We start from the raw sequence: 21,482 nt of genomic DNA, 5'->3' as shown, positions 1-21,482 counted from the left end.
GTTCACCTGTATGTCGTTAAACGTCATGCTTGTGGGGCCAGGGCAATAGCTTCAACTTCCAGCGCGAAACCATAATGAAGCTCTGCAACGCCCGCTACCGCGCGGGAGGGCCGGAAATCACCGATCCACTCCCCATAGATTTTGTTAAACGTTGGCCATTGGTTGATATCTGTCACATAGACGCGTACTGACACCAGGTGCTGTCGAGAAACCCCAGCGCCAGCCAGGCAGGCATCAATATTCTGCAGTACCAGCCGTGTCTGTTCTTCAAAAGAGGCATCCGTTTTTTTTTCGCCATCACTTGTGACCGGCAACTGACCAGAAATGAAGACGAACCCGCCAGCCGTTGTGCTGTGCGAGTAATGACCTGCAGGCGGAAAACCTCCTGCAGATGAGTTCAATGTAATGTCCACGGACATAAGAGAATCTCCTGTAGTTAGTGATAATTCATTTTGTATAAAATAATACTATTTGTATTATTTTATACGCTTTCATACCGCGTTCGGCTAGTGATAGTTTTCACAGGTGATGATTTTGTGAACTATGGCAAACGTGACCCACGTTATATAGCTATCCTGGCGCGGTGAAAGAGGGGGAACGCTTTTGATGAGGGGAAAGCAGGGGAGTGAAGAAGCGCCCCGGGGCGGGGCGTTAAAGCCAAAAATTAGCCGATATGGCCGTGGTTAATCTTACTTAACGGTTCATTGATATCGAAGATTTTGCACGTCACGTCATCCACACCCAGGTGCTTCAGGCGGGCCGTGTGTTTTTTGATATAGGCCAGAGCGCTGTCTTCATCCTGAAACAGGTAGATGCCACCCGCTTCGTGGTTTGCTGCGTTCTCGGTCCAGATTTTCCAGATGAAACCTGGCTCCTGGTTGATGGATTCGGCCAGTTCAACAAGCTGATGTGACATCTCAGCGCCAAACGGACCAGGAAAATCAAAGTGTATCTGCACGAGTTTGTTCGCCATAAATCCTCCATGGATTGGTTAATTCGGGTAAGGCTGCTAGCGTAACAGCACTTTACCCGTCAGATAAGTTACTGCTTGTCCACCGATATAAACACGTGTTCCTGTCAGTTGGCAGCGTAAATCGCCGCCGCGTTCAGAGACCTGGCGCGCCAGCATCTGCGTTTTATTCAGTTTTGCAGCCCAGTAAGGAATCAGCATGCTATGCGTCGAACCGGTAACCGGGTCTTCTGCAACTGCTTCACCCGGGCAGAAGAAACGGCTGACGAAATCGTATTCCCCGTCACCCGGCGCGGTGATACATACCATTTTCCCGAGGGGAATCATGGCGTGGATATTCGGGCGCACAGCCTCAACCTGCTGTTGATTCTCCATCACGACCATGTAATCGCGCGCGACGCGCACTTCTTTATATTCGGTGATGCCCAATGTTTCCAGCAGTAAGGCGGGCGGTTCGGCAGGTTCGCTTTGCCAGGCAGGAAAATCAAGCGTCAGCCAATCACCGCTGCGCGTGACCGTCAGTGGACCCACAAAACGGGTGGCAAAATGGATGGTCGCTTCCGGGTAATCCAGATGTTCAAAGATGACATGTGCGGCGGCAAGCGTGGCGTGCCCACACAGATTAATTTCGCCTTGCGTGGTAAACCAACGCAGCTCGAAGCCATTCTCATTGGCGACAAAAAAAGCGGTTTCCGACTGGTTATGCTGCTGTGACATTTTTAATAATATTTCATCGGGCAACCAGTCATCGAGCGGGCATACTGCTGCGGCATTACCGCCAAACGTCGTAGTGGTAAAGGCATCTACCATGTAGAAATCGATTTGTTGCACGGTGTAACCCTCTCATCGCACTCAGGATATCCCACACTCTATCATGCAATGATTGTCATTGGTTAAGCGCCCTGATTCGCCTGCGTGGTAAAAATTCGCTATCATCCGTTTCCACACTTCATCCTGGCCGCTCATGTCTACGATCCTCGATACCTTTATTGCCCCGCCTTGTCATGAGGAGATAGCGATCCTCTATCAGGACGAGCATCTGGTGCTTATCAATAAACCCACCGGCCTGCTTAGTTTGTCGGGGAAAAATCCGCAGAATCTCGATTCGGTACATCACCGGCTGGTACAGATTTACCCCGGCTGTACGCTGGTACATCGGCTTGATTTTGGGACGTCAGGGCTGATGGTGATTGCCCGTAACAAGGCTATCAACGCCGCGCTTTGCCAGCAGTTCAGTCAGCGCGCGGTAAGCAAGGTGTATAGTGCGTTGTTGTGCGGGCATCTGAAAAACGATGAAGGCGTTATAGACGCAGCGATTGCCAAAGACCCGGCGCTGTTTCCACTGATGTCGATTTGCGCCATTAACGGTAAACCCGCGCGCTCGCGCTATCAGGTTATTGAGCGTTTTCATCATCGCCAGCAAGATGGGGAGTTACTCGCTTTGACGCGGGTACGGCTGACACCTGAAACCGGGCGTACCCACCAGTTGCGGATCCACTGTCAGCAGTTGGGGCATCCCATTTTGGGGTGCGATTTATATGGTGGGCGTCTGCTGCCAGGCACCGAACGGACGTCGAGACTGATGCTGCATGCCAGTGAACTGCATTTCAGGCATCCGGTCAGTCAGGAATGGATGACGGCCCAAAACGCCAGCCCGTTTTGAGGATATAAAAAAGCCGCCAGATGGCGGCTATTTGGGGATTATCGTGCGGCGCGTTGTAAAATAACCGCTGACGGCTGGCGCTGCAGAAAACGCATCCGCAGCATCATCAACACTGCCGCAGAGGTCAGGCCGATAATAAAGCCCATCCAGAATCCTGCCGGTCCCATCCGGTCAACCACCAGATCGGTCAGCGCCAGAATATAACCGCTCGGCAGACCCAGTACCCAGTATGCCGTAAAGGTAATAAAGAAAATGGAACGCGTATCTTTATAACCACGTAGGATACCGCTGCCAATAACCTGGATAGAGTCCGATATTTGATACACCGCGGCCAGTAACATGAGCTGCGCTGCCAGAGCGACAACTTCCGGATTATTGTTGTAGAGCAGGGCAATGTGCTCACGGAATGTTACGGTGAAAATCGCCGTCACAACCGCCATGCAGACGCCGACGCCCAGACCTGTTCTGGCTGCGGTTTGCGCATCCAGCGTGGAACCCTGGCCCAGACGATAACCGACTCGAATGGTGACGGCTGCAGCCAGAGACATCGGCAGGACGAACATTAACGAGCTGAAGTTGAGCGCGATCTGGTGTCCGGCCACGTCGACAATCCCCAGCGGGGAAACCAGCAGCGCCACCACAGCAAACAGCGTCACTTCGAAAAATAACGCCAGCGCGATAGGTAAACCCAGCTGTACCAGGCGCTTCATTACGGCGGTGTCCGGTTTCTGGAAACCACGCTCATTACGGATATCACGCATCGAGCGTGCGCGTTTAACGTATGACAGCATGGCGATAAACATCACCCAGTAAACCGCCGCTGTTGCCACGCCGCAGCCCACGCCGCCTAGCTCCGGCATGCCAAAATGTCCATAAATGAAAACATAGTTAACAGGAATGTTCACCAGCAGGCCGAGAAATCCCATCACCATCGCCGGTTTGGTTTTGGCCAGACCTTCACACTGGTTACGGGCTACCTGGAAGAACAAATACCCCGGCGCGCCCCACAGCAACGCGCGCAGGTAGCCGACGGCTTTATCCGCCAGTGCCGGGTCGATGTTATGCATGGAGCGAATAATGTATCCCGCGTTCCAGAGCACGATCATAATCAGAATGGAGACGCTGCCCGCCAGCCAGAAACCCTGGCGTATTTGATGGGCTATACGATCGCGGCGCCCGGAACCATTGAGTTGCGCAATCACTGGCGTCAAGGCCAGCAGCAGTCCGTGACCAAACAAAATGGCCGGCAACCAAATAGATGTGCCAATAGCGACGGCCGCCATGTCCGTGGCGCTGTATCCGCCCGCCATGACGGTATCAACGAATCCCATTGCGGTTTGAGCGATTTGCGCAAGAATCACCGGAATTGCCAGAGCTAATAACTGACGCGCTTCACTTACATACTTTTGCACGTGTACACCACTATATTGTTGTTATTTGAGAGACTAAAAAAGCCGCCTTATATGGCAGCAAGGAGAAAAAGCAGGGGAAATTTCAGTCTATTGTAGCGAGGAATACGTAATTCTCCAGTGAAAAAACAGGCAGTAGCGGCGCATTGCTGGCAACCTGAATTTCCACCTGCTATTGTGCTGTGCAGAGATGTCTTAATTCAGTTCAGGAGTTAGAAGTATGTTTACGGGTATTGTGCAGGGCACCGCGAAATTGGTGTCCATTGATGAAAAACCAAATTTTCGTACGCATGTTGTGGAGTTACCTGAATATATGTTGGATGCGCTGGAGACCGGCGCATCGGTTGCCCACAATGGGTGTTGCCTGACGGTAACCGAAATCAACGGTAACCAGATAAGCTTTGATCTGATGAAAGAAACGCTGCGTATCACCAATCTGGGTGACCTGAAGGTTGGGGATTTGGTCAACGTTGAGCGTGCGGCAAAATTCAGTGATGAAATTGGCGGACATTTAATGTCGGGCCATATTATGACGACCGCCGAAGTGTCGAAAATTCTGACCTCGGAGAACAACCGCCAGGTGTGGTTTAAAGTTCAGGATCCGTCGCTGATGAAATACATCTTGTACAAAGGATTTATCGGAATTGATGGCATCAGTCTGACGGTCGGCGAGGTGACACCGACGCGTTTCTGTGTGCATTTGATCCCGGAAACGCTGGAACGTACGACGCTGGGTAAGAAAAAGTTAGGCGCGCGGGTCAATATCGAAATCGATCCTCAAACCCAGGCGGTGGTTGATACCGTTGAGCGCGTACTGGCGGCGCGTGAAAGCGCCATCAGTAACGTAACGGGTGAGGCGGGAGCCTAAGCCAGAGTGTAAAACCCCCGTTGGCACGGGGGTGATAACGATTAGCGGGGAACGCGCAGGCCGTGTTCAACGCCGCGGGAAAAAACCACCTGCCACAGCTGGATGTCGCGAGCACGAAACGCACCGGCGCAGGCGTTCAGGTAATAGCTGAACATCCGTTTAAAGCGTTCGGTATAGTTATCGGCGATTTCAGGCCAGGATCTCATGAAACGCTCGTGCCATGCCATCAACGTTGTATCGTAATCCGCGCCAAAATTATGCCAGTCTTCCATCACAAAATGCGGCTCGCTGGCGTTGGCAATCTGGCGAACTGACGGTAAACAGCCATTCGGGAAGATATATTTATTGATCCACGGATCAACGTTATTGTCGGTCTTTTTAGAGCCGATGCTATGCAGCAAAAAGAGGCCATCGGGTTTTAAATTACGATCAACCACTTCAAAATAAGTCGCGTAGTTCTTCGGCCCCACATGCTCAAACATGCCGACGGAGACAATGCGATCAAATTTATCGTTAAGGTCGCGATAATCCTGCAGCAAAATTGTGACATCCAGCCCCGCACAACGCGCCTGCGCCATTTTCTGCTGTTCTGCCGAAACGGTTACGCCCACCACGCTAACGCCATATTGTGACGCCATAAACTGGGATAAGCCGCCCCAGCCGCAGCCAATATCGAGCACCCGCATGCCCGGCTTCAACTGCAGTTTTTCGGCAATCATTTTTAGCTTCGCCTGTTGGGCAGATTCCAGGGTATCGGCATCTTTCCAGTAGGCGCAGGAATACTGCATATAAGGGTCCAGCATGCGGGTAAAGAGATCGTTGCCCAAATCGTAGTGTTCTTTGCCGACGACCCACGCACGTTTTTTGGTCTGTAAATTGAACAGGCGAGCAGTGGCGATACGTAGCGTGTCTTTAAAGTGGCGGGGGAGTTGGTTTTCAAGACCGGCGCGCAGGACTTTACAAAAAAACATGTCCAGCCGGTCGCATTCCCACCAGCCATCCATATAACTTTCGCCCAACCCTAACGATCCTTCCTGCAATACGCGTTTGAAAAAATCGGGGTTCGTTACGCGAATATCTGCCGGTGCCGGACCATTAATGGTAATACCTGCACGGCTTAATAATTCATTGGTGATGCGGTACCAGTCATCATCCGGTACGCTGACGTCTTCTATACACGATGAACTCATAGCTTCTCCATCACTGGTCGGTGATCAGAACCTTAAAATAGCGTAGACGCTTTTTTGGGCTTTGTGAGAACTCTCACGGAATTAATCCGCGAATCTATAATCCGACGTAGAACAGAGGAAGGGAGGAACCCTTGCCGAAAAGACCATCCATGGGAAAACGGAAACATTCTTGTCCCCGTTAACACATAACAATTATCGTTTTTTTAACAACCGGAAATCAGTATAGGCCTGAATTTTTGATGATTCAACCAATAAATATTAGCAGGCTAATCAATTGTTAAGGGTGATTACTAGTGAGACTCACCGTGGGCAATTTGCGCCCGATCATCTGTGTGCGGGGCGTTAGCCTTCTGCGACTGCATTTTGTAACCCGCGGCCGCCAGCAGCACCGTTGTCAGCATCACGCTGGTGGTGGTGAGCAGCGGGGTGGCGATCAACCAGGAAACCACAAGGCTTGCCAGGAAGCATAAACCCAGTTGCAGTGTGTTCTGCAATGCCGCTGCGCGTCCCGTAGCTTGTGGGAAAGGACGTAACGCCTGAGCCACAACAATTGGGTAGATTGCTCCATTGGCAATCGCCATAACGCAGAATGGAATGAGGATTTCAGCCAGCGCAACATGGTGAATAAAGCCGGTTGCCCAGGTGGCCACTACGCTAAAGGCATACAGAATGAGTAACCAGGGCAGCAACTGACGGCCCTGCCATTTTTGCAGCGCAGCGCGGCAGCCGTAACCACCAATTAAGAAAGCGATGGTTTGCGGAACATAGCTCAGGCCAATCACCGCCGGACTGTAGCCCATTTCGCTGAGGATGAACGGGGAACCCGTCAGCCATGCGAAGAAGCTCGCGGAGCAGGCGGCATAAATCAGCACGTTTCCACGGTAAACTTTTGAGCGCAACAGGGTAGCGAAAGTCAGTTTATCCTGGCTGTCGTCGCGTGCTTTAGCTGTTGGTTTTAAGCGCAGAGCCGGAAGCATCAGGATTAGAGTAATGGCAAACAGGGTGGCGAAAATGGCCTGCCAGGAAAAATGTACCAGGATCCAACTGCCTAATAATGGCGCTAATGCCGGGGATAACCCGACCAACGGCATAATGGTGGCAAAGATGCGGTTTACTTTTTGTGAAGGATAATAATCGGTGACCAGCGCCTGCCAGATAACCGATGCCGCACAAACGCCAACGGCCTGAACAAAGCGCAGTACCAGCAGACCGGTGGCATTTTCAACCCACAGCATGCCCAAACTGCCCAGCGCGAAGATGGATAAACCCAGCAGTAAAACTGGCTTGCGGCCATAATGGTCAGAGAGCGGCCCCCACAGAAGTTGCGCGACGGCAAAACCCGCTAAGAATAAGCTAAGGCTGGCGCTGACGGCAGATGCAGGCGTCTGCAGATCGGACTGAATTGCGGCAAAGGCGGGCAGATACATATCCGTTGCCAGAAAGCCGAGTACGCTAAGACCCGCCAGCCAGACTAAAAATCCTTTCCCAGGTTGCATCATCATTTCTCTTTTTTTAGCAGTAGAACAATGCCGCTGAGTGTAGTGAGTGTAATTCTTGCTGTGAAACGCTAATATTTGCTTACTGATTTCAAATTTTTTGTAGGCAGAATATGTGGTCGGAATATTCACTTGAAGTTGTGGATGCGGTTGCGCGTAACGGTAGCTTTAGTTCGGCCGCGCAGGAGTTGCACCGCGTACCCTCGGCGGTAAGCTACACCGTGCGTCAACTGGAAGAGTGGCTGGCGGTGCCGCTTTTTGAGCGACGTCATCGGGACGTGGAATTGACGCCTGCTGGTGCATGGTTTCTCAAAGAAGGCCGCTCTGTTATCAAAAAAATGCAGATCACCCGCCAGCAATGTCAGCAAATTGCCAACGGCTGGCGCGGGCAGTTGGCGATCGCGGTAGATAACATTGTCCGCCCGGATCGTACCCGACAGATGATCGTGGATTTCTATCGTCATTTTGATGATGTGGAACTGCTGGTTTTCCAGGAGGTGTTTAACGGTGTCTGGGATGCGCTGTCCGATGGGCGCGTTGAGCTGGCAATCGGCGCCACGCAGGCGATTCCGGTGGGGGGGCGCTATACCTTCCGCGACATGGGAATGCTGAGCTGGAGCTGCGTGGTGGCAAGCCATCATCCGTTGGCGTCAATGTCCGGACCGCTAAGCGACGACACGTTGCGCAACTGGCCGTCGCTGGTGCGTGAAGACACATCGCGTACGCTTCCTAAGCGTATTACCTGGCTGCTGGATAACCAAAAGCGCGTTGTGGTGCCTGACTGGGAATCTTCTGCTACCTGTTTATCTGCAGGTCTGTGCGTGGGCATGGTACCGACGCATTTTGCCAAACCGTGGATTGATAGCGGCAAATGGGTCGCGCTACAGCTGGAGAATCCATTTCCTGATGCCGCATGTTGCCTGACATGGCAACAGAACGATACGTCGCCGGCATTGAGCTGGCTGCTGGACTATTTAGGGGATAGTGAAACACTGAATAAGGAATGGTTGCGGGAGCCCGATGAGGCTCCCGCACAACAGTCTTAACGACGGTAATCGCGGAACGGGCCGTCGGCAACGGAGCGGCGCTCTACCAGGCGCGGATGAACCTCGATAGACTGCGACTCTTCACGTTTATTCACGATACGGTCTAACAGCATGTTGAAGGCCGTTTCCCCCAGTGAATCTTTAGGCTGGTGAATGGTCGTCAGAGCCGGCGTGAAGAAGCGGGCGTTGCGCACGTTGTCGTAACCGATGAGCGAAACATCCTGCGGTACGCGCAGTCCCATCTCGTCAGCGGCGCACAGCGCACCCATCGCCATGATATCGCCACCGCAGAAGACGGCGGTCGGACGATGCGACTGTGACAGAATTTGCTGCATGGCGCGATAGCCCGATTCAGGCTCAAAATCGCCCTGCACAATCCAGTTTTCAGGAACTTTAATCAGCGCTTCTTCCATCGCTTTCATAAAGCCTGCCAGACGCCCGGCTCCGGTATTACGCTCCATTGGTCCTGGGATCACGCCAATCTCACGATGACCGCGTTCTACCAGATACCGACCCGCCATGTAACCGCCTTCGAAGGCGTTATCAATGACCGTATCGGTAAAGTCGGCTTTAGCTTCGCCCCAGTCCATGACGACCATCGGAATATGGCGGTACTCTTCGAGCATCGAAAGCAGCGACTCCGGATACTCTGAACACATCACCAGCAGACCATCAACGCGCTTTTGCGCCATCATTGACAGATAAGCCTGCTGTTTTTCGAGGCTGTTCCATGCGTTACCCAGAATCAGGGTATAGCCTTTCTGGAAACAGTTTTTCTCAACGGCTTCGATAATTTCAGCGAAATAGGCCGCTTCGCTGCTGGTGGCCAGCAAGCCAATAGACTTGGTGTGATTCACCTTCAGGCTGCGCGCCACGGCGCTCGGAGAATAGTGCAGCTCTTTGATCGCCGCCCAGACAGCATTACGCGTTTCTTCCGCGACAAAGCGCGTCTTGTTAATTACGTGTGATACGGTTGTAGTGGAAACGTTTGCTCGCTTCGCTACATCTTTAATTGTTGCCATTACATCTCACTCCAGACCATATCCTAAGCTCCTGAGAATACTCCAGGTAAACGTTTGCCTTAACACACCCTTAGCGCAACGTAAGGGTTGCGGCACGCCGGGAAAACGACACGGAACGTCAGGAAGGGGTCAATGGCCGGTACGCTAATCAAGTAAGCGTGGAATTTTGTCTGATCTTAACGAAAAGGGGAAGAGTTAAAAGCAGTTATCAATATAAATCGTGAGAGATTTTTGCTTTCAAGTGTGTAAAAATGCGCAATATCACTTTTTGTGTGGGAATAAAAAGGAGAAAACTTGATGAGCACCGATCTGAAATTTTCGTTAGTGACTACCATTATTGTTCTGGGTTTGATCGTCGCGGGTGGCCTGACCGCAGCGCTGCATTGATTTCCCCCGAGGGAGTTCGCTCTCCCTCATCCTTTACGCTTGCCTTTCCCGTCGATTGTTTGCGAATAAGCAAAAGTCTTTTGCAATTTTGTTAACTTTATTAATTTTGCGATCAATGTCATGCTTTTGACTCTTATTTTATGTCGCGCTCCGGCTCGACGTTACGGAGTCGAAATATGAAACTCAATTATCCTTTACTGGCGCTGGCGATCGGCGCGTTTGGCATTGGCACCACTGAATTTTCGCCAATGGGATTATTGCCCGTCATTGCCAAAGGTGTGGATGTCTCGATTCCCGCGGCCGGAATGTTAATCAGCGCGTATGCGGTTGGGGTGATGGTGGGTGCTCCGCTGATGACATTACTGCTGTCCCATCGTGCGCGACGTAATGCGTTGATATTCCTGATGGCGATTTTCACTCTGGGCAACGTGCTTTCGGCTATCTCGCCGGATTACACCACCCTGATGTTATCGCGTATTTTGACCAGTCTGAACCATGGGGCATTTTTTGGTCTTGGCTCCGTTGTCGCTGCAAGCGTAGTACCCAAACATAAGCAGGCCAGCGCCGTGGCAACCATGTTTATGGGGTTGACCATTGCCAATATTGGCGGCGTTCCTGCGGCGACCTGGCTTGGTGAAACCATCGGTTGGCGTATGTCATTTATGGCAACGGCGGGTCTGGGCGTCATCGCCATGGTCAGCCTGTTCTTCTCATTACCCAAAGGTGGGGCGGGAGAGCGCCCGGATGTCCGTAGCGAACTGGCGGTACTTATGCGTCCGCAGGTGCTGTCGGCGCTGCTGACGACCGTTCTGGGAGCCGGGGCGATGTTCACGCTTTATACCTATATCTCGCCAGTGTTACATACGATCACCCATGCCACACCGGCGTTTGTGACCGGTATGCTGGTGCTGATTGGCGTTGGCTTCTCAATCGGTAACTATCTTGGTGGCAAACTGGCTGACCGTTCCGTTAACGGTACGCTGAAAGGCTTTTTACTGCTGCTGATGGTTATTATGCTGGCCATTCCCTTCCTGGCGCGTAATGAGCTGGGTGCGGCAGTTAGTATGGTGGTCTGGGGGGCAGCGACGTTTGCGGTCGTTCCGCCGTTGCAGATGCGCGTGATGCGCGTTGCCAGCGAAGCGCCTGGATTATCATCGTCAGTCAACATTGGCGCGTTTAATCTGGGGAATGCTCTGGGTGCCGCAGCCGGTGGGGCGGTGATTTCCGGTGGGTTGGGCTACAGCTTTGTTCCGGTGATGGGGGCAATTGTGGCGGGGCTTGCGCTGCTGCTGGTCTTTATCTCGGCGCGCAAACAGCCTGAAGAGGCTTTCACTACCGCGAATTAATGCTAAAACGCAGAAGGGTTCTCCTTCTGCGTCATCTTTTTTATGCTGCGAAGTTCTTCGCAACAAATTCCCAGTTCACCAGCGCCCAGAAGTTTTCCAGGTAGCCAGGACGGGCATTGCGATAATCGATGTAGTAGGCGTGTTCCCATACGTCAACGGTCATCAGCGGCGTCGCGTCGGTGGTCAGCGGTGTACCTGCATTGGAGGTGGAAACGATAGCCAGTTTGCCATCCGTTCCTTTTACCAGCCAGGTCCAGCCAGAACCGAAGTTTTTAATAGCGGCATCGGTGAACTGCGCTTTGAAATCCGCAAAGCTGCCAAAGGAGGCGGCAATTGCTTCGGCCAGTTTACCGGTAGGTTCGCCACCTGCGTTCGGTGCCAGGCAGTTCCAGTAGAACGTGTGGTTCCATACCTGTGCTGCGTTATTGAATACACCGCCTTCAGAGCTACGTACGATCTCTTCCAGTGATTTGCCTTCAAACGTCGTGCCTTTAATCAGGTTGTTCAGATTAGTCACGTAGGTTTGATGGTGTTTGCCATAGTGATATTCCAGCGTTTCGGCAGAAATGTGCGGTGCCAGAGCATCTTTGGCATACGGTAATGCAGGTAATTCAAACGACATTGCTTCTCTCCTTATTATTTGTATTGAGTACACACAATAGCCTCATTGTGTGTAAGGATAGGGTAGCAAATTGAAAGGTTATGCAAAAGAAGAACTTACCCTACAGCATGTACTGTAGGGTAAGTTTTTAACGAATTGTTTTTGGCGTCATTACCCGACGAGCGCCCACATAGTGGCGCTGCCAGTAATCTTCACTCAGAGAGGTGATTTGAATTTCCTGGCCGCTGCGCGGTGACTGAATAAACTTACCGTTGCCAACATAAACGCCAACGTGATCGGCAGTTCCACGCCCCTGGGTACGGAAAAATACCAGATCGCCATTTTTCAGTTCGCCACGTTCAATCGGCGCTGCATCGCGCAGATGATACATTTCGTTCGCAGTACGTGGAATGCGGAATTTCACCAGATCTTTATAGGCGTAATAGACCAGACCGCTGCAGTCAAACCCGGTTCTTGGTGAGGTGCCGCCCCAGCGATAAGGCTTGCCGATTTGGTTCATCAGCGTGGACATGGCGGTTTTAGTGGCTTTCTGCACTTTCACTTTATGCGCGTCAGCCAGCGTCGTTGGTGCGGTGGTTTTCACTTTTACACAGCGCGGCTTATGACCTTTGCGCGGCGTGCATTTTTCAGTCCAGGTAACGGCAGCGGTTTGTGCTGCGGTGTTTTTACCACGACGGTTTGCTGTTTTAGTCGACTTTGCCGGAGCGGCAGTGCGATGTTTAGAAGAGGAAGCGGTTTTGGTGCTGGTTTTGCTGGTGGTTTTTGTCGCCGTTTTCTTGCTGGTCTTTGTTGTTTTTTGGCTGGTTGTTGCGCTTTTCTTTTTATCTACCGTTTTGATGGTGTGGGAATGGGTAGGTGTCGTCCTGGCCTGCTTGGAAGCATGAGCCATGGGCGTAAAGGGCAGTGTAGTAAAAAGTAAAGCACAGAGCGTGATCGAGATTCGGTTTATCCGCGCCACTGAGCAATCCTCTGGTAAGGCAGGTCTATCATGCCTGCGTGTGATTTTCAAAACTTGATGATTCTAATCTATAGAAAGAGGGAAAGTTAATAGCTTTTTTGTTTAAAACTACGTTTCGTAACCGACCGCAAAAAAAATCAGCAATTAAAGTTGGCGTTGGTGAACGAATAATCAAATCCACAGGCTTTAAAGGGATAAGTGAGATTGTGAATGCAACTTTTGGCGTCAGGGGATAAAATAATAACGCGTAATGAAAATGTTATTTTCCGTTGCCTGTCTGACCCGCTACAATGTCAGACTACTGCCGTAAAAGAAGTTTAAGGAAGCAAGATAATGAGCACCACTATCGAAAAAATCCAGCGCCAGATCGCTGAAAACCCGATTCTCCTGTACATGAAAGGTTCCCCTAAACTGCCAAGCTGCGGTTTCTCCGCTCAGGCTGTGCAGGCGCTGTCCGCCTGTGGTGAACGCTTTGCTTATGTTGATATTCTGCAGAACCCGGATATTCGCGCCGAGCTGCCGAAATACGCAAACTGGCCAACCTTCCCGCAGCTGTGGGTTGATGGCGAGCTGGTTGGCGGCTGTGACATTTTGATCGAAATGTACCAGCGCGGGGAGTTGCAGCAGCTGATTAAAGAAACAGCGGCGAAATACAAAACCGAAGAGCCGGACGCTGAATAATATCAGCGTAAATAAAAAAGCGACCTCGTGATGGTCGCTTTTTTTATCGGTCCGTTATGCCTCTTCAGGTACGGGAAGAGGCCAGCCGCCGAGACGTTTCCAGCGGTTAACAATTTCGCAAAACAGCACGGCCGTCCGTTCGGTGTCATACAGCGCCGAGTGCGCCTGAGTCCCGTCAAATTCCATTCCCGCCGCCAGGCACGCTTTCGATAACACAGTTTGCCCCAGAGACAGGCCGCTTAAGGCCGCAGTATCAAAGGTGACGAACGGATGAAATGGATTACGTTTGAGCGAGGCGCGTTCTGCTGCGGCCATCATAAAACTGTGGTCGAATGTAGCGTTATGCGCCACCATGATCGCCCGATTGCAGCCGCTGTCTTTAATGCCTTTACGCACCATTTTAAAGATGGCATGCAGAGCGTCATATTCGCTGACCGCTCCGCGTAGCGGATTGTTAGGGTCAATTCCGTTAAAGGCGAGGGCTTCCGGCTGCAAATTCGCGCCTTCAAATGGCTCTACGTGGAAATGTAACGTCGTGTCCGGCATCAGCCAGCCTTGTTCATCCATTTTCAGTGTGATGGCTGCGATCTCAAGCAGCGCATCGGTTTTGGCATTGAACCCTGCGGTTTCGACATCAATGACGACAGGATAAAAACCACGAAAACGGTCACACAGACCGGAAAGTTGAGCGTTATCGGACATCTGGGTCTCTTAATACGGGAAAATTGCAGCGCGTATTATGACAAAATGATGAGTATAAAACTACGGGCACAGACGATCTGCGCCCGTGGGGAGGTTAGTCGCCCAGGCCGCGCCCGGCGTCTTTCTCTTCGATCAGTTCAATTTTGTAACCGTCTGGATCTTCAACGAACGCAATTACGGTGGTGCCGCCTTTTACCGGACCGGCTTCACGCGTGACGTTACCGCCATTCTGACGAATACGTTCACAGGCTTCGGCTGCGTTGTCTACGCTCAGGGCGATATGGCCGTAGGCAGTGCCCAGCTCATACTTGTCGACACCCCAGTTATAGGTCAGTTCGATCACGGCTTCGCTGGTTTCAGGGCCGTAGCCGACAAAGGCCAGGGAGTATTTGTATTCAGGGTTTTCGCTGGTACGCAGCAGCTTCATGCCCAGCACGTTGGTATAAAACTCGATGGAACGCTGCAGGTCACCCACGCGCAGCATGGTATGAAGTAAACGCATCTTTTTCCCCTTCGAAAATGGCTAATACATTCAAAATGTTGTTTTAGTATAGCGGCGTTGTTACGCCGCTATCAATGGCAGAACGGAGTTTGTGACGTTAGAGGGTAGGATAATCGGTGTAACCTTCCGCGCCGCCGCCGTAGAAGCTTTCGGCACGTTGCGGATTCAGCTCCGCTTTACGCTGCAGGCGCGCAACCAGATCTGGGTTTGCGATATAGGCGCGACCAAAAGCAACGGCGTCGATCAGGCCCTTCTCGATCAGTGCTTCTGCTTTTTCAGGTGTGTAGGCACCCGCACCAATGATCGGACCGTGGAAACGTGCACGAACTTTTTCGCGAAACGCATCGGAATACGGCTCGCCGCCAGCCCAGTCCGGCTCAGACATATGCAGGTAAGCGATTCCGCGCTTGCCCAGTTGTTCAATCAGATACAGCGCATCGGCTTCTTCGTTCGGGCCGTTGTCAACGTTCTGGAATGAGCCAATCGGAGATACGCGAATACCAATGCGATCGGCACCCCATTCTTTAATACCGGCATCGACAACTTCCAGCACCAGACGCGCACGATTTTCGACGCTACCGCCGTATTGATCGGTACGCTGATTAGACGTTGGCGACAGGAACTGGTGCAGCAGATAGCCGTGAGCGGAGTGCAGTTCAACCATGTCGAAACCCGCTTCGCGCGCGTTGGCAATCGCCTGACGGAAGTCATTAACGATGCCGGGAATTTCTTCAGTTTCCAGCGCACGCGGCATTGAGGTATCCGCACGCGTTGCCAGACCATTTTCATCACGCAGCGAGGTCCGGGTACCGGCGCTAATTGCGGAAGGTGCGACCGGTGCCTGACCGTTGGGCTGCAGACTGGCGTGAGAGATGCGCCCGGTATGCCACAACTGGACCGCAATATGACCTTGCTCCGCATGTACGGCAGCGGTGATTTTTTTCCATGCGGCAATTTGCGCTTCGCTGTGTAAGCCGGGTGCCCCCGCATAGCCTTTCGCCTGCGCGGAAATCTGTGTAGCTTCACTGATGATAAGACCCGCGCTGGCGCGTTGACGGTAATACTCGGCCATCAGCGGAGTAGGGATGTCGCCAGGCTCAATGCTGCGCAGACGCGTCAGTGGCGCCATGAATACGCGGTTTGCTGCCGTAATAGCACCCACTTTCAGTGGGGAAAAAAGTTGTTCAGATGACATATGGCACTCCTGAATAGACCGGTCGTCTAGTAATAAAAGAAATAAAAACGCCTGTTAAACGGCAGGCGTAGTAATGATGGTTTTAACGTGCGCCAGCGCATTTTCCAGCGGGGTGGCGCTACGAGAAATCTTGGCCTGCAGGTTAGCGCCCAGCCACAGCGCATACAATACCTGCGCCTGTTGTAACGGCTCGCCAACAAAGGACAGACAATGATTTGCCTGACCTTTCTCCAGCGCCTGCGCTAACAGCGCAATAATGTGCCGCGCGCCTTTATCCATCGCCGTGCGCATATCTTCTGACAGATCGCACACTTCGGCAGACAGTTTTACGGTTAAACAACCGCTGATAATGCCGTGCTGGCTAAACTGGCTCAGAGTTTCCTGATAGTAGGCCAGAATACGGTCGCGATAGTTTCCTGCCCCCGTATCAAAGTGCGTAGCCAGTCGCTGATGATAGGCCGCATAGTGGCGTTCCAGCATCGCAACACCGAACGCTTCTTTAGAGCGAAAATAGTGATAAAACGAACCTTTGGGGACTTCAGCGGTTTTCAGTAGTTCGCTTAAGCCCATACCGGTGAAACCGCGCTGCATACACAGCAGTTCGCCAGTCGCCAGCAGATGTTCGCGTGTATCGTGTTCAGTGATTTTGTTCATGGGAAGGAGTGTAATAGACCAGTCGGTCTAATGCAATAGCGCTTGCGAGAAATTCAGTTAACGTCTTCAATAGGTATATCAATCTTACGAAAGGAGGGGATGTGGCCGAACAGCTGGAGTTTTTCCCCGTCCAGAGCCCATGCCGTGGAATATGTCAGTCTGACGAGCGCGGTTTTTGCCGCGGCTGTTTTCGCAGTCGGGATGAGCGTTTTAACTGGCAAAAGATGAGCGATGCCGAAAAGCAGGAAGTGCTACGACTTTGTCGTCAGCGCCTGATGCGTAAATTACGAGCAAACAAAGCCAACCCTTCGGAAGAACCGCAACAACCTTCACTCTTTTAAAAGCGTAATTGCGTATACTCGATGCACATTCACTTATAAGGAAGCTGCTATGGTTCAGCGTATTACTATTGCGCCGCAAGGTCCGGAGTTTTCTCGCTTTGTAATGGGGTATTGGCGCCTGATGGACTGGAATATGTCCGCGCGCCAGCTAGTCAGCTTTATTGAAGAACATCTGGATCTGGGCGTTACCACCGTCGATCACGCCGATATTTACGGCGGATACCAGTGTGAAGCGGCGTTTGGCGAGGCACTGAAGCTGGCCCCGCATCTGCGTGAAAAAATGCAGATTGTTACCAAGTGCGGGATCGCCACGACGGCGCGCACGGAAAATGCGCTGGGTCATTACATTACCGACAGCGCGCATATCATTGCCAGTGCGGAAGCATCGTTGAAGTTACTGGCGACCGATCATATTGATTTGCTGCTCATCCATCGTCCCGATCCGCTCATGGATGCGGACGACGTCGCCGACGCGTTCAAAAAATTGCACCATAGCGGAAAAGTGCGTCACTTTGGCGTATCTAACTTCACCCCGGCACAGTTCTCACTGCTGCAATCGCGTCTGCCGTTCACGCTGGCGACTAACCAGGTTGAGATCTCACCGGTACATCAGCCGCTCCTGCTGGATGGTACTTTAGATCAACTGCAACAACTGCGCATTCGTCCGATGGCCTGGTCCTGCCTCGGCGGTGGTCGTCTGTTTAATGACGATGCGTTCCAGCCATTACGTAATGAACTTACCACAATCGCAGAAGAGTTAAACGCGCAGTCCATTGAGCAGGTGGTGTACGCCTGGATTTTACGTCTGCCGTCTCAGCCGCTGCCGATTATTGGCTCAGGGAAGATAGAGCGCGTACGCGCTGCCGTTGAGTCTGAGTCATTGAACATGTCTCGCCAGCAGTGGTTCCGTATTCGCAAAGCCGCGCTGGGTTACGACGTACCGTAATCGCGTTTTTGACGCTTCTCCGTTCAAATTTGTGTCACTGGTTTACACTTATCAATCAGACACCTTTTGGACGGAGGTCTTATGAAGCGTTTGAGTTTGGCCATTATTACTCTACTTGCCTGTGCAGGTGCGCAGGCTGCCAGTGAAGAAAAAGTGACGATGAATCTGGTAACGTCGCAAGGCGTCGGCCAGGCGATTGGTACGGTCACTATTGTTGAAACCGGGAAAGGGCTGGAGTTTACGCCCGATCTGAAAGCGCTGCCGCCGGGTGAACATGGCTTCCATGTCCATGCGAATGGCAGTTGCCAACCGGCGATTAAAGAAGGAAAAGCCTCAGCCGCGGAATCGGCTGGAGGCCATTATGATCCGCACCAAACCGGCAAGCACGAAGGTCCGGAAGGCGCAGGCCACATGGGCGACCTGCCGCTGCTGGTGGTGAATAACGACGGTAACGCCACAACACCGGTCATTGCGCCGCGGCTGAAAACGCTCGATGAGGTTAAAGGCAAAGCGCTGATGATCCATGTCGGTGGCGATAATATGTCCGATCAACCAAAACCGCTTGGCGGTGGTGGAGCGCGCTACGCCTGTGGCGTTATCAAATAATCAATTGCCTAGCGTACCCGGCGGAGGCGCCTGTTCGAGCTGAGAAAGCGAGCAGTGTAGTCGCCAGATAAGCGCCGACAGTTCTTGCGCCGCAGGTTGATGATGGTGGGCGAGCGTGTCGCAAATACGCTGTAGCTCACTCAGCGTGGCATTCAGCGGTCGTTGCTGAACGCCGCGCTCACTCATTACGTCGCGAAGCAACGAAATACACACGTCTCTGACACGAGCCAGAGGATCTGAACGCACCTCCCAGGTGCGCAGTTGCCACACCACGTGCGAGCAGTTCAGCAAGACAACCCCCCAACGCAATAGCCAGCGTCGCGCCAGTGCATCCTGACTGTTGCTGAGCTGGCTGACGTGGTGATAGGTCAGCGACTCAAATTCGTTTTCACTGAGCGAGGGATGTCGGCTGAGCTGATCGACAAAATCCCGGCGCAGGGCGCGAATATGGCGGCGACCTTTCCGCGCATCCGATCCGGGCCGTAGAATGGCGAATGCCAGCCACGATAGCGCCACGCCGGTTATTTTCGCCATATTGTCATTCAGGAAATCAGCAAAATCATAAACCGGCGGATTAGTCACCGCGATAAACGATCCCATAAACACGATTAGCTGTCCCCAAAGACCCGCCAGCGCAGGCATTTGCAGCTTCAGGAGTTGCATGGTAGCGAGTAGCGGGAAGAGAAACAGAATGAATTGCCAGAGGTCAGAGATTTGCACCATCAGGCCAAACTTAACCACAAAGCTAAACAGCGACAGCAGAACCAGCGTGCGCATCAGCAAAGAAAGTGACTTGAACGGCGTGGCTACGGCGGAATAGAGCACGCTGCTGATGGCCGCGAGCGTTAGTGCGCCAGAGCCTGATTCCCATTGCGCGCCAATGCTCCATGCGCCGATAAGCATCAGGGTACAGAACGTACGCAATCCGCTCCAGAGGGCTTCAGCATTATCGGTATGACGGGCAAGTCCTGGCGTACGGGCGATAGTAATACGCTCGGCGGTAACGCCATTTTCCAGTAAATGCAGATAATGACTGCTGCGTAAGTACAGCCGACAAAAATAACGCAGTCGTTGCCAGAAGGCGACGTGCCGATAGTCGCGTGCATCGAGAGGACGCAGGGGGGCGATAATACGCGCGACGGTGTAGGTGTCGGTATTGGATTTGACCAGCTCGCTGAGCAGTTGTTCGATGATTTCCCGGGTATTAGCCGGGGGAGTGGGCCAGTTCAGGAGCATCCTGCGCAGACTGGAGATCACGCTGGTCATACGTAACTGCTGATGCAACAGCGAATTGAGCAACGCATTTTGACGGCGAAAACGGTAGTGACTCCAGAACGCCTGAATACGCAGCAGGTTCATGGTCAGAATCTGACCGATAACACCTTCATGAGCTGTGCGAATCGCATCCGTTGTCTCCGGTTGCCAGAGTAAGCTGGCATGCTCCAGTAAACGCGAATGCATGTTTTTCAGCGCGGTAAGCAATGTGGTGCCATCGGAGGTGCTGGGGAGGATCATCATCATCATGCCGCCGCACAGGATACCGACGATGACCTCGCATACGCGGGCCTGAGCGATATCCCACAACTGCGTAATCTCTATGGTATTGACCATGGGGAAAGCAATGATCGCCGCCGTATAACCGGCCAGTTGAAAGGCGTAGGCGACGTTATTGGTGAAGTGCGCGCAGGCCCAGGTACAAAAACCGATCCACACTGACATGCTCAGCAAAAACAACCACGGCTCATTGAGGGTATGACCGGCAATAATCAACGCGGCGGTGGCACCCAGCAAGCTACCCGCAACACGACCCAGACTTTTGCTGATAACCCCGCCGACGGTGGGAAAGCTGACCACTGCCGCCGAGGTCATCGCCCAGTAGGGCTCATCCAGATTCAGGTAATAGGCGAACGTTAACGCCAGACACATCGCAATGGTATTTCGCAACGCATAACGCCACTGCGCTACCGTGGCTTTAAACCACGGCCAATGGCCTGGCATCAGGCGGGACAGTTTCATTTACGCTGGCCGATAGACACGCTGCAGGTCGTACCAGAAACCAGGGTGACATCCTGCGGCAGAGAGTCGAATTCGATGCGGACCGGAACGCGTTGGGCCAGACGCACCCACGGCACATTGGGTTTGATGTCGGGAATCAGGCCGGAATCGCTTTCCACACTTTGGTCGTAGATGGCGCGACCAATACTGGATACGTGACCCTGTAACTTTATGTTGCCGCTGTAGAGCGTGATAACCACAGGAGCACCTTCACGAATGTGGCGCAACTTGGTTTCTTCAAAATACCCCATCACATAGAAAGAGTGGCTGTCGACAAGGGCAAACAGGGGCTTACCGGTTGAGGCGTAGTCTCCAGTACGAGTTGAAAGGTTGGTGACCCAGCCCGCTACGGGCGCTTTGACCACCGTCTGCGTCAGTTGCCACTGTGCCTGGCGCAGACTGGCCTCGGCTGCTTCAACGCTGGCCTGCATGGCTTTCACGTTGAGGTTAGCAGTATCCAGATCTTCGGCTGAGATATAATTTTGCGATAAATGACGGCGGCGGTTGGCTTCGTTATTGGCTTTCGCCAGATCGGACTGTGCCTTCGCCAGCTGCGCTTGCGCATTCAGTTCAGCAATGTGAAACGGCGTCTTGTCGATGATAAAAAGGACATCGCCTTTGTTCACAAACTGGTTATCTTTTATATTGAGTTCGCTAATGCTGCCTGAGACCTGCGGCGTGATGCTGACCTGCTCAGCACGCACTTTGCCATCACGTGTCCAGGGCGATTGCATATAGTAATTCCACATCCACCATCCGGCGAAAACTGCGATTGCAGCGACTATAATGGTGGAGAAGTATTTAATGGTTTTAAGCGACATAA

The 21,482-nt window shown here is 52.5% G+C and carries 23 protein-coding genes and 1 pseudogene; 9 read left to right on the top strand and 15 right to left on the bottom strand.

Going from position 1 to position 21,482, the window contains the following annotated elements:
- Positions 1–23 precede the first annotated feature (23 nt).
- The 3 genes from HV311_RS13010 to HV311_RS13000 form a co-directional block, all read right to left on the bottom strand.
- Positions 24–419 (bottom strand): RidA family protein, encoded by a 396-nt coding sequence (locus HV311_RS13010; protein WP_016156419.1) that lies wholly within the window; start codon positions 417–419, stop codon positions 24–26.
- Between the two features lie 245 nt (positions 420–664).
- Entirely contained in the window at positions 665–973 is a 309-nt protein-coding gene (locus HV311_RS13005; RefSeq protein ID WP_019076722.1) for a monooxygenase, read from the bottom strand.
- 36 nt (positions 974–1,009) lie between these two features.
- Positions 1,010–1,801 carry a PhzF family phenazine biosynthesis protein gene (locus HV311_RS13000; RefSeq protein ID WP_115190613.1) on the bottom strand — a complete coding sequence of 264 codons (792 nt, stop codon included), beginning with the start codon at positions 1,799–1,801 and terminating at the stop codon, positions 1,010–1,012.
- Between the two features lie 133 nt (positions 1,802–1,934).
- On the opposite strand from HV311_RS13000, the gene HV311_RS12995 reads away from it, so the two are divergent.
- Positions 1,935–2,633: an RluA family pseudouridine synthase gene (locus tag HV311_RS12995; RefSeq protein WP_047417660.1), complete on the top strand. Its 699-nt coding sequence runs from the start codon at positions 1,935–1,937 to the stop codon at positions 2,631–2,633.
- 38 nt (positions 2,634–2,671) lie between these two features.
- Here HV311_RS12995 and mdtK read toward each other — a convergent pair whose 3' ends face one another.
- A complete protein-coding gene (gene mdtK / locus HV311_RS12990; RefSeq protein WP_016152981.1) occupies positions 2,672–4,045 on the bottom strand; it encodes a multidrug efflux MATE transporter MdtK in 1,374 nt (457 codons plus the stop codon).
- 217 nt (positions 4,046–4,262) lie between these two features.
- On the opposite strand from mdtK, the gene HV311_RS12985 reads away from it, so the two are divergent.
- The gene (locus tag HV311_RS12985) at positions 4,263–4,910 is read left to right on the top strand and encodes a riboflavin synthase (protein ID WP_016152982.1); all 648 of its coding nucleotides are present in this window, start codon (positions 4,263–4,265) and stop codon (positions 4,908–4,910) included.
- 41 nt (positions 4,911–4,951) lie between these two features.
- Here HV311_RS12985 and cfa read toward each other — a convergent pair whose 3' ends face one another.
- On the bottom strand, positions 4,952–6,100 hold the full coding sequence (gene cfa / locus HV311_RS12980; protein ID WP_016152983.1) for a cyclopropane fatty acyl phospholipid synthase: 1,149 nt from the start codon (positions 6,098–6,100) through the stop codon (positions 4,952–4,954).
- Positions 6,101–6,390: 290 nt separating this feature from the next.
- Positions 6,391–7,596 carry a purine nucleoside transporter PunC gene (gene punC, locus HV311_RS12975; protein ID WP_016156423.1) on the bottom strand — a complete coding sequence of 402 codons (1,206 nt, stop codon included), beginning with the start codon at positions 7,594–7,596 and terminating at the stop codon, positions 6,391–6,393.
- Between the two features lie 113 nt (positions 7,597–7,709).
- Between punC and punR the strand changes: the two genes are divergently transcribed.
- Positions 7,710–8,642 carry a DNA-binding transcriptional activator PunR gene (punR, locus tag HV311_RS12970; RefSeq protein WP_049269567.1) on the top strand — a complete coding sequence of 311 codons (933 nt, stop codon included), beginning with the start codon at positions 7,710–7,712 and terminating at the stop codon, positions 8,640–8,642.
- On the opposite strand, the gene purR is transcribed toward punR, so the two are convergent.
- Entirely contained in the window at positions 8,639–9,664 is a 1,026-nt protein-coding gene (gene purR / locus HV311_RS12965) for an HTH-type transcriptional repressor PurR (protein WP_003832757.1), read from the bottom strand. The genes punR and purR overlap by 4 nt on opposite strands.
- Before the next feature lie 297 nt (positions 9,665–9,961).
- Here purR and cydH point away from each other — a divergent pair, with 297 nt between their 5' ends.
- Both cydH and HV311_RS12955 read left to right on the top strand, forming a co-directional pair.
- A complete protein-coding gene (gene cydH, locus HV311_RS12960; RefSeq protein WP_003029209.1) occupies positions 9,962–10,051 on the top strand; it encodes a cytochrome bd-I accessory subunit CydH in 90 nt (29 codons plus the stop codon).
- Positions 10,052–10,227: 176 nt separating this feature from the next.
- Positions 10,228–11,397, top strand: a complete 1,170-nt coding sequence (locus HV311_RS12955; protein ID WP_046276347.1) for an MFS transporter — start codon at positions 10,228–10,230, stop codon at positions 11,395–11,397.
- 40 nt (positions 11,398–11,437) lie between these two features.
- Here HV311_RS12955 and sodB read toward each other — a convergent pair whose 3' ends face one another.
- Both sodB and HV311_RS12945 read right to left on the bottom strand, forming a co-directional pair.
- On the bottom strand, positions 11,438–12,019 hold the full coding sequence (gene sodB / locus HV311_RS12950; RefSeq protein ID WP_191220022.1) for a superoxide dismutase [Fe]: 582 nt from the start codon (positions 12,017–12,019) through the stop codon (positions 11,438–11,440).
- Between the two features lie 127 nt (positions 12,020–12,146).
- Positions 12,147–12,977 carry a C40 family peptidase gene (locus tag HV311_RS12945; RefSeq protein WP_019076728.1) on the bottom strand — a complete coding sequence of 277 codons (831 nt, stop codon included), beginning with the start codon at positions 12,975–12,977 and terminating at the stop codon, positions 12,147–12,149.
- A gap of 333 nt (positions 12,978–13,310) precedes the next feature.
- Here HV311_RS12945 and grxD point away from each other — a divergent pair, with 333 nt between their 5' ends.
- A complete protein-coding gene (gene grxD, locus HV311_RS12940) occupies positions 13,311–13,658 on the top strand; it encodes a monothiol glutaredoxin 4 (RefSeq protein ID WP_003832760.1) in 348 nt (115 codons plus the stop codon).
- 54 nt (positions 13,659–13,712) lie between these two features.
- Here grxD and rnt read toward each other — a convergent pair whose 3' ends face one another.
- The 4 genes from rnt to HV311_RS12920 all read right to left on the bottom strand — a co-directional run bounded on the left by rnt (position 13,713) and on the right by HV311_RS12920 (position 16,711).
- On the bottom strand, positions 13,713–14,360 hold the full coding sequence (gene rnt / locus HV311_RS12935; protein WP_016152990.1) for a ribonuclease T: 648 nt from the start codon (positions 14,358–14,360) through the stop codon (positions 13,713–13,715).
- A gap of 94 nt (positions 14,361–14,454) precedes the next feature.
- Complete coding sequence (gene gloA, locus HV311_RS12930) at positions 14,455–14,862, bottom strand: lactoylglutathione lyase (RefSeq protein ID WP_003029198.1); 408 nt, start codon at positions 14,860–14,862, stop codon at positions 14,455–14,457.
- A 97-nt stretch (positions 14,863–14,959) separates the two neighbouring features.
- On the bottom strand, positions 14,960–16,057 hold the full coding sequence (locus tag HV311_RS12925; protein ID WP_191220021.1) for an alkene reductase: 1,098 nt from the start codon (positions 16,055–16,057) through the stop codon (positions 14,960–14,962).
- Between the two features lie 54 nt (positions 16,058–16,111).
- Entirely contained in the window at positions 16,112–16,711 is a 600-nt protein-coding gene (locus HV311_RS12920; protein ID WP_191220020.1) for a TetR/AcrR family transcriptional regulator, read from the bottom strand.
- Between the two features lie 101 nt (positions 16,712–16,812).
- Between HV311_RS12920 and HV311_RS12915 the strand changes: the two genes are divergently transcribed.
- The 3 genes from HV311_RS12915 to sodC all read left to right on the top strand — a co-directional run bounded on the left by HV311_RS12915 (position 16,813) and on the right by sodC (position 18,604).
- Positions 16,813–17,052: a DUF1289 domain-containing protein gene (locus tag HV311_RS12915; protein WP_016156428.1), complete on the top strand. Its 240-nt coding sequence runs from the start codon at positions 16,813–16,815 to the stop codon at positions 17,050–17,052.
- Positions 17,053–17,101: 49 nt separating this feature from the next.
- On the top strand, positions 17,102–17,998 hold the full coding sequence (locus HV311_RS12910; RefSeq protein ID WP_191220019.1) for an aldo/keto reductase: 897 nt from the start codon (positions 17,102–17,104) through the stop codon (positions 17,996–17,998).
- Positions 17,999–18,079: 81 nt separating this feature from the next.
- Entirely contained in the window at positions 18,080–18,604 is a 525-nt protein-coding gene (gene sodC / locus HV311_RS12905) for a superoxide dismutase [Cu-Zn] SodC (RefSeq protein WP_016152994.1), read from the top strand.
- On the opposite strand, the pseudogene HV311_RS12900 reads toward sodC, so the two are convergent.
- Positions 18,580–20,620: pseudogene (locus tag HV311_RS12900) on the bottom strand (FUSC family protein). The gene sodC and the pseudogene HV311_RS12900 sit on opposite strands and share 25 nt — an antisense overlap.
- On the bottom strand, positions 20,617–21,480 hold the full coding sequence (locus HV311_RS12895; protein WP_220131804.1) for an efflux RND transporter periplasmic adaptor subunit: 864 nt from the start codon (positions 21,478–21,480) through the stop codon (positions 20,617–20,619). The pseudogene HV311_RS12900 and the gene HV311_RS12895 overlap by 4 nt, the downstream one beginning before the upstream one ends.
- Positions 21,481–21,482 lie beyond the last annotated feature (2 nt).

The sequence above is a fragment of the Citrobacter sp. RHBSTW-00881 genome (assembly GCF_013728515.1).
GTDB classification, from domain to species: domain Bacteria; phylum Pseudomonadota; class Gammaproteobacteria; order Enterobacterales; family Enterobacteriaceae; genus Citrobacter; species Citrobacter braakii.
This window is presented reverse-complemented; position numbering and strand designations above follow the sequence as displayed.

What these genes read in the sequence shown, in the direction of transcription:
- sodB (WP_191220022.1), bottom strand. Translation starts at nt 12,019, where the DNA reads ATGTCGTTTGAATTACCTGCATTACCGTATGCCAAAGATGCTCTGGCA.
- HV311_RS12910 (WP_191220019.1), top strand. Translation starts at nt 17,102, where the DNA reads ATGGTTCAGCGTATTACTATTGCGCCGCAAGGTCCGGAGTTTTCTCGC.
- cydH (WP_003029209.1), top strand. Translation starts at nt 9,962, where the DNA reads ATGAGCACCGATCTGAAATTTTCGTTAGTGACTACCATTATTGTTCTG.
- punC (WP_016156423.1), bottom strand. Translation starts at nt 7,596, where the DNA reads ATGCAACCTGGGAAAGGATTTTTAGTCTGGCTGGCGGGTCTTAGCGTA.
- HV311_RS12920 (WP_191220020.1), bottom strand. Translation starts at nt 16,711, where the DNA reads ATGAACAAAATCACTGAACACGATACACGCGAACATCTGCTGGCGACT.
- gloA (WP_003029198.1), bottom strand. Translation starts at nt 14,862, where the DNA reads ATGCGTTTACTTCATACCATGCTGCGCGTGGGTGACCTGCAGCGTTCC.
- HV311_RS13005 (WP_019076722.1), bottom strand. Translation starts at nt 973, where the DNA reads ATGGCGAACAAACTCGTGCAGATACACTTTGATTTTCCTGGTCCGTTT.
- HV311_RS12985 (WP_016152982.1), top strand. Translation starts at nt 4,263, where the DNA reads ATGTTTACGGGTATTGTGCAGGGCACCGCGAAATTGGTGTCCATTGAT.
- sodC (WP_016152994.1), top strand. Translation starts at nt 18,080, where the DNA reads ATGAAGCGTTTGAGTTTGGCCATTATTACTCTACTTGCCTGTGCAGGT.
- punR (WP_049269567.1), top strand. Translation starts at nt 7,710, where the DNA reads ATGTGGTCGGAATATTCACTTGAAGTTGTGGATGCGGTTGCGCGTAAC.
- cfa (WP_016152983.1), bottom strand. Translation starts at nt 6,100, where the DNA reads ATGAGTTCATCGTGTATAGAAGACGTCAGCGTACCGGATGATGACTGG.
- HV311_RS13010 (WP_016156419.1), bottom strand. Translation starts at nt 419, where the DNA reads ATGTCCGTGGACATTACATTGAACTCATCTGCAGGAGGTTTTCCGCCT.
- HV311_RS12895 (WP_220131804.1), bottom strand. Translation starts at nt 21,480, where the DNA reads ATGTCGCTTAAAACCATTAAATACTTCTCCACCATTATAGTCGCTGCA.
- rnt (WP_016152990.1), bottom strand. Translation starts at nt 14,360, where the DNA reads ATGTCCGATAACGCTCAACTTTCCGGTCTGTGTGACCGTTTTCGTGGT.
- purR (WP_003832757.1), bottom strand. Translation starts at nt 9,664, where the DNA reads ATGGCAACAATTAAAGATGTAGCGAAGCGAGCAAACGTTTCCACTACA.
- HV311_RS12995 (WP_047417660.1), top strand. Translation starts at nt 1,935, where the DNA reads ATGTCTACGATCCTCGATACCTTTATTGCCCCGCCTTGTCATGAGGAG.
- HV311_RS12925 (WP_191220021.1), bottom strand. Translation starts at nt 16,057, where the DNA reads ATGTCATCTGAACAACTTTTTTCCCCACTGAAAGTGGGTGCTATTACG.
- grxD (WP_003832760.1), top strand. Translation starts at nt 13,311, where the DNA reads ATGAGCACCACTATCGAAAAAATCCAGCGCCAGATCGCTGAAAACCCG.
- HV311_RS12955 (WP_046276347.1), top strand. Translation starts at nt 10,228, where the DNA reads ATGAAACTCAATTATCCTTTACTGGCGCTGGCGATCGGCGCGTTTGGC.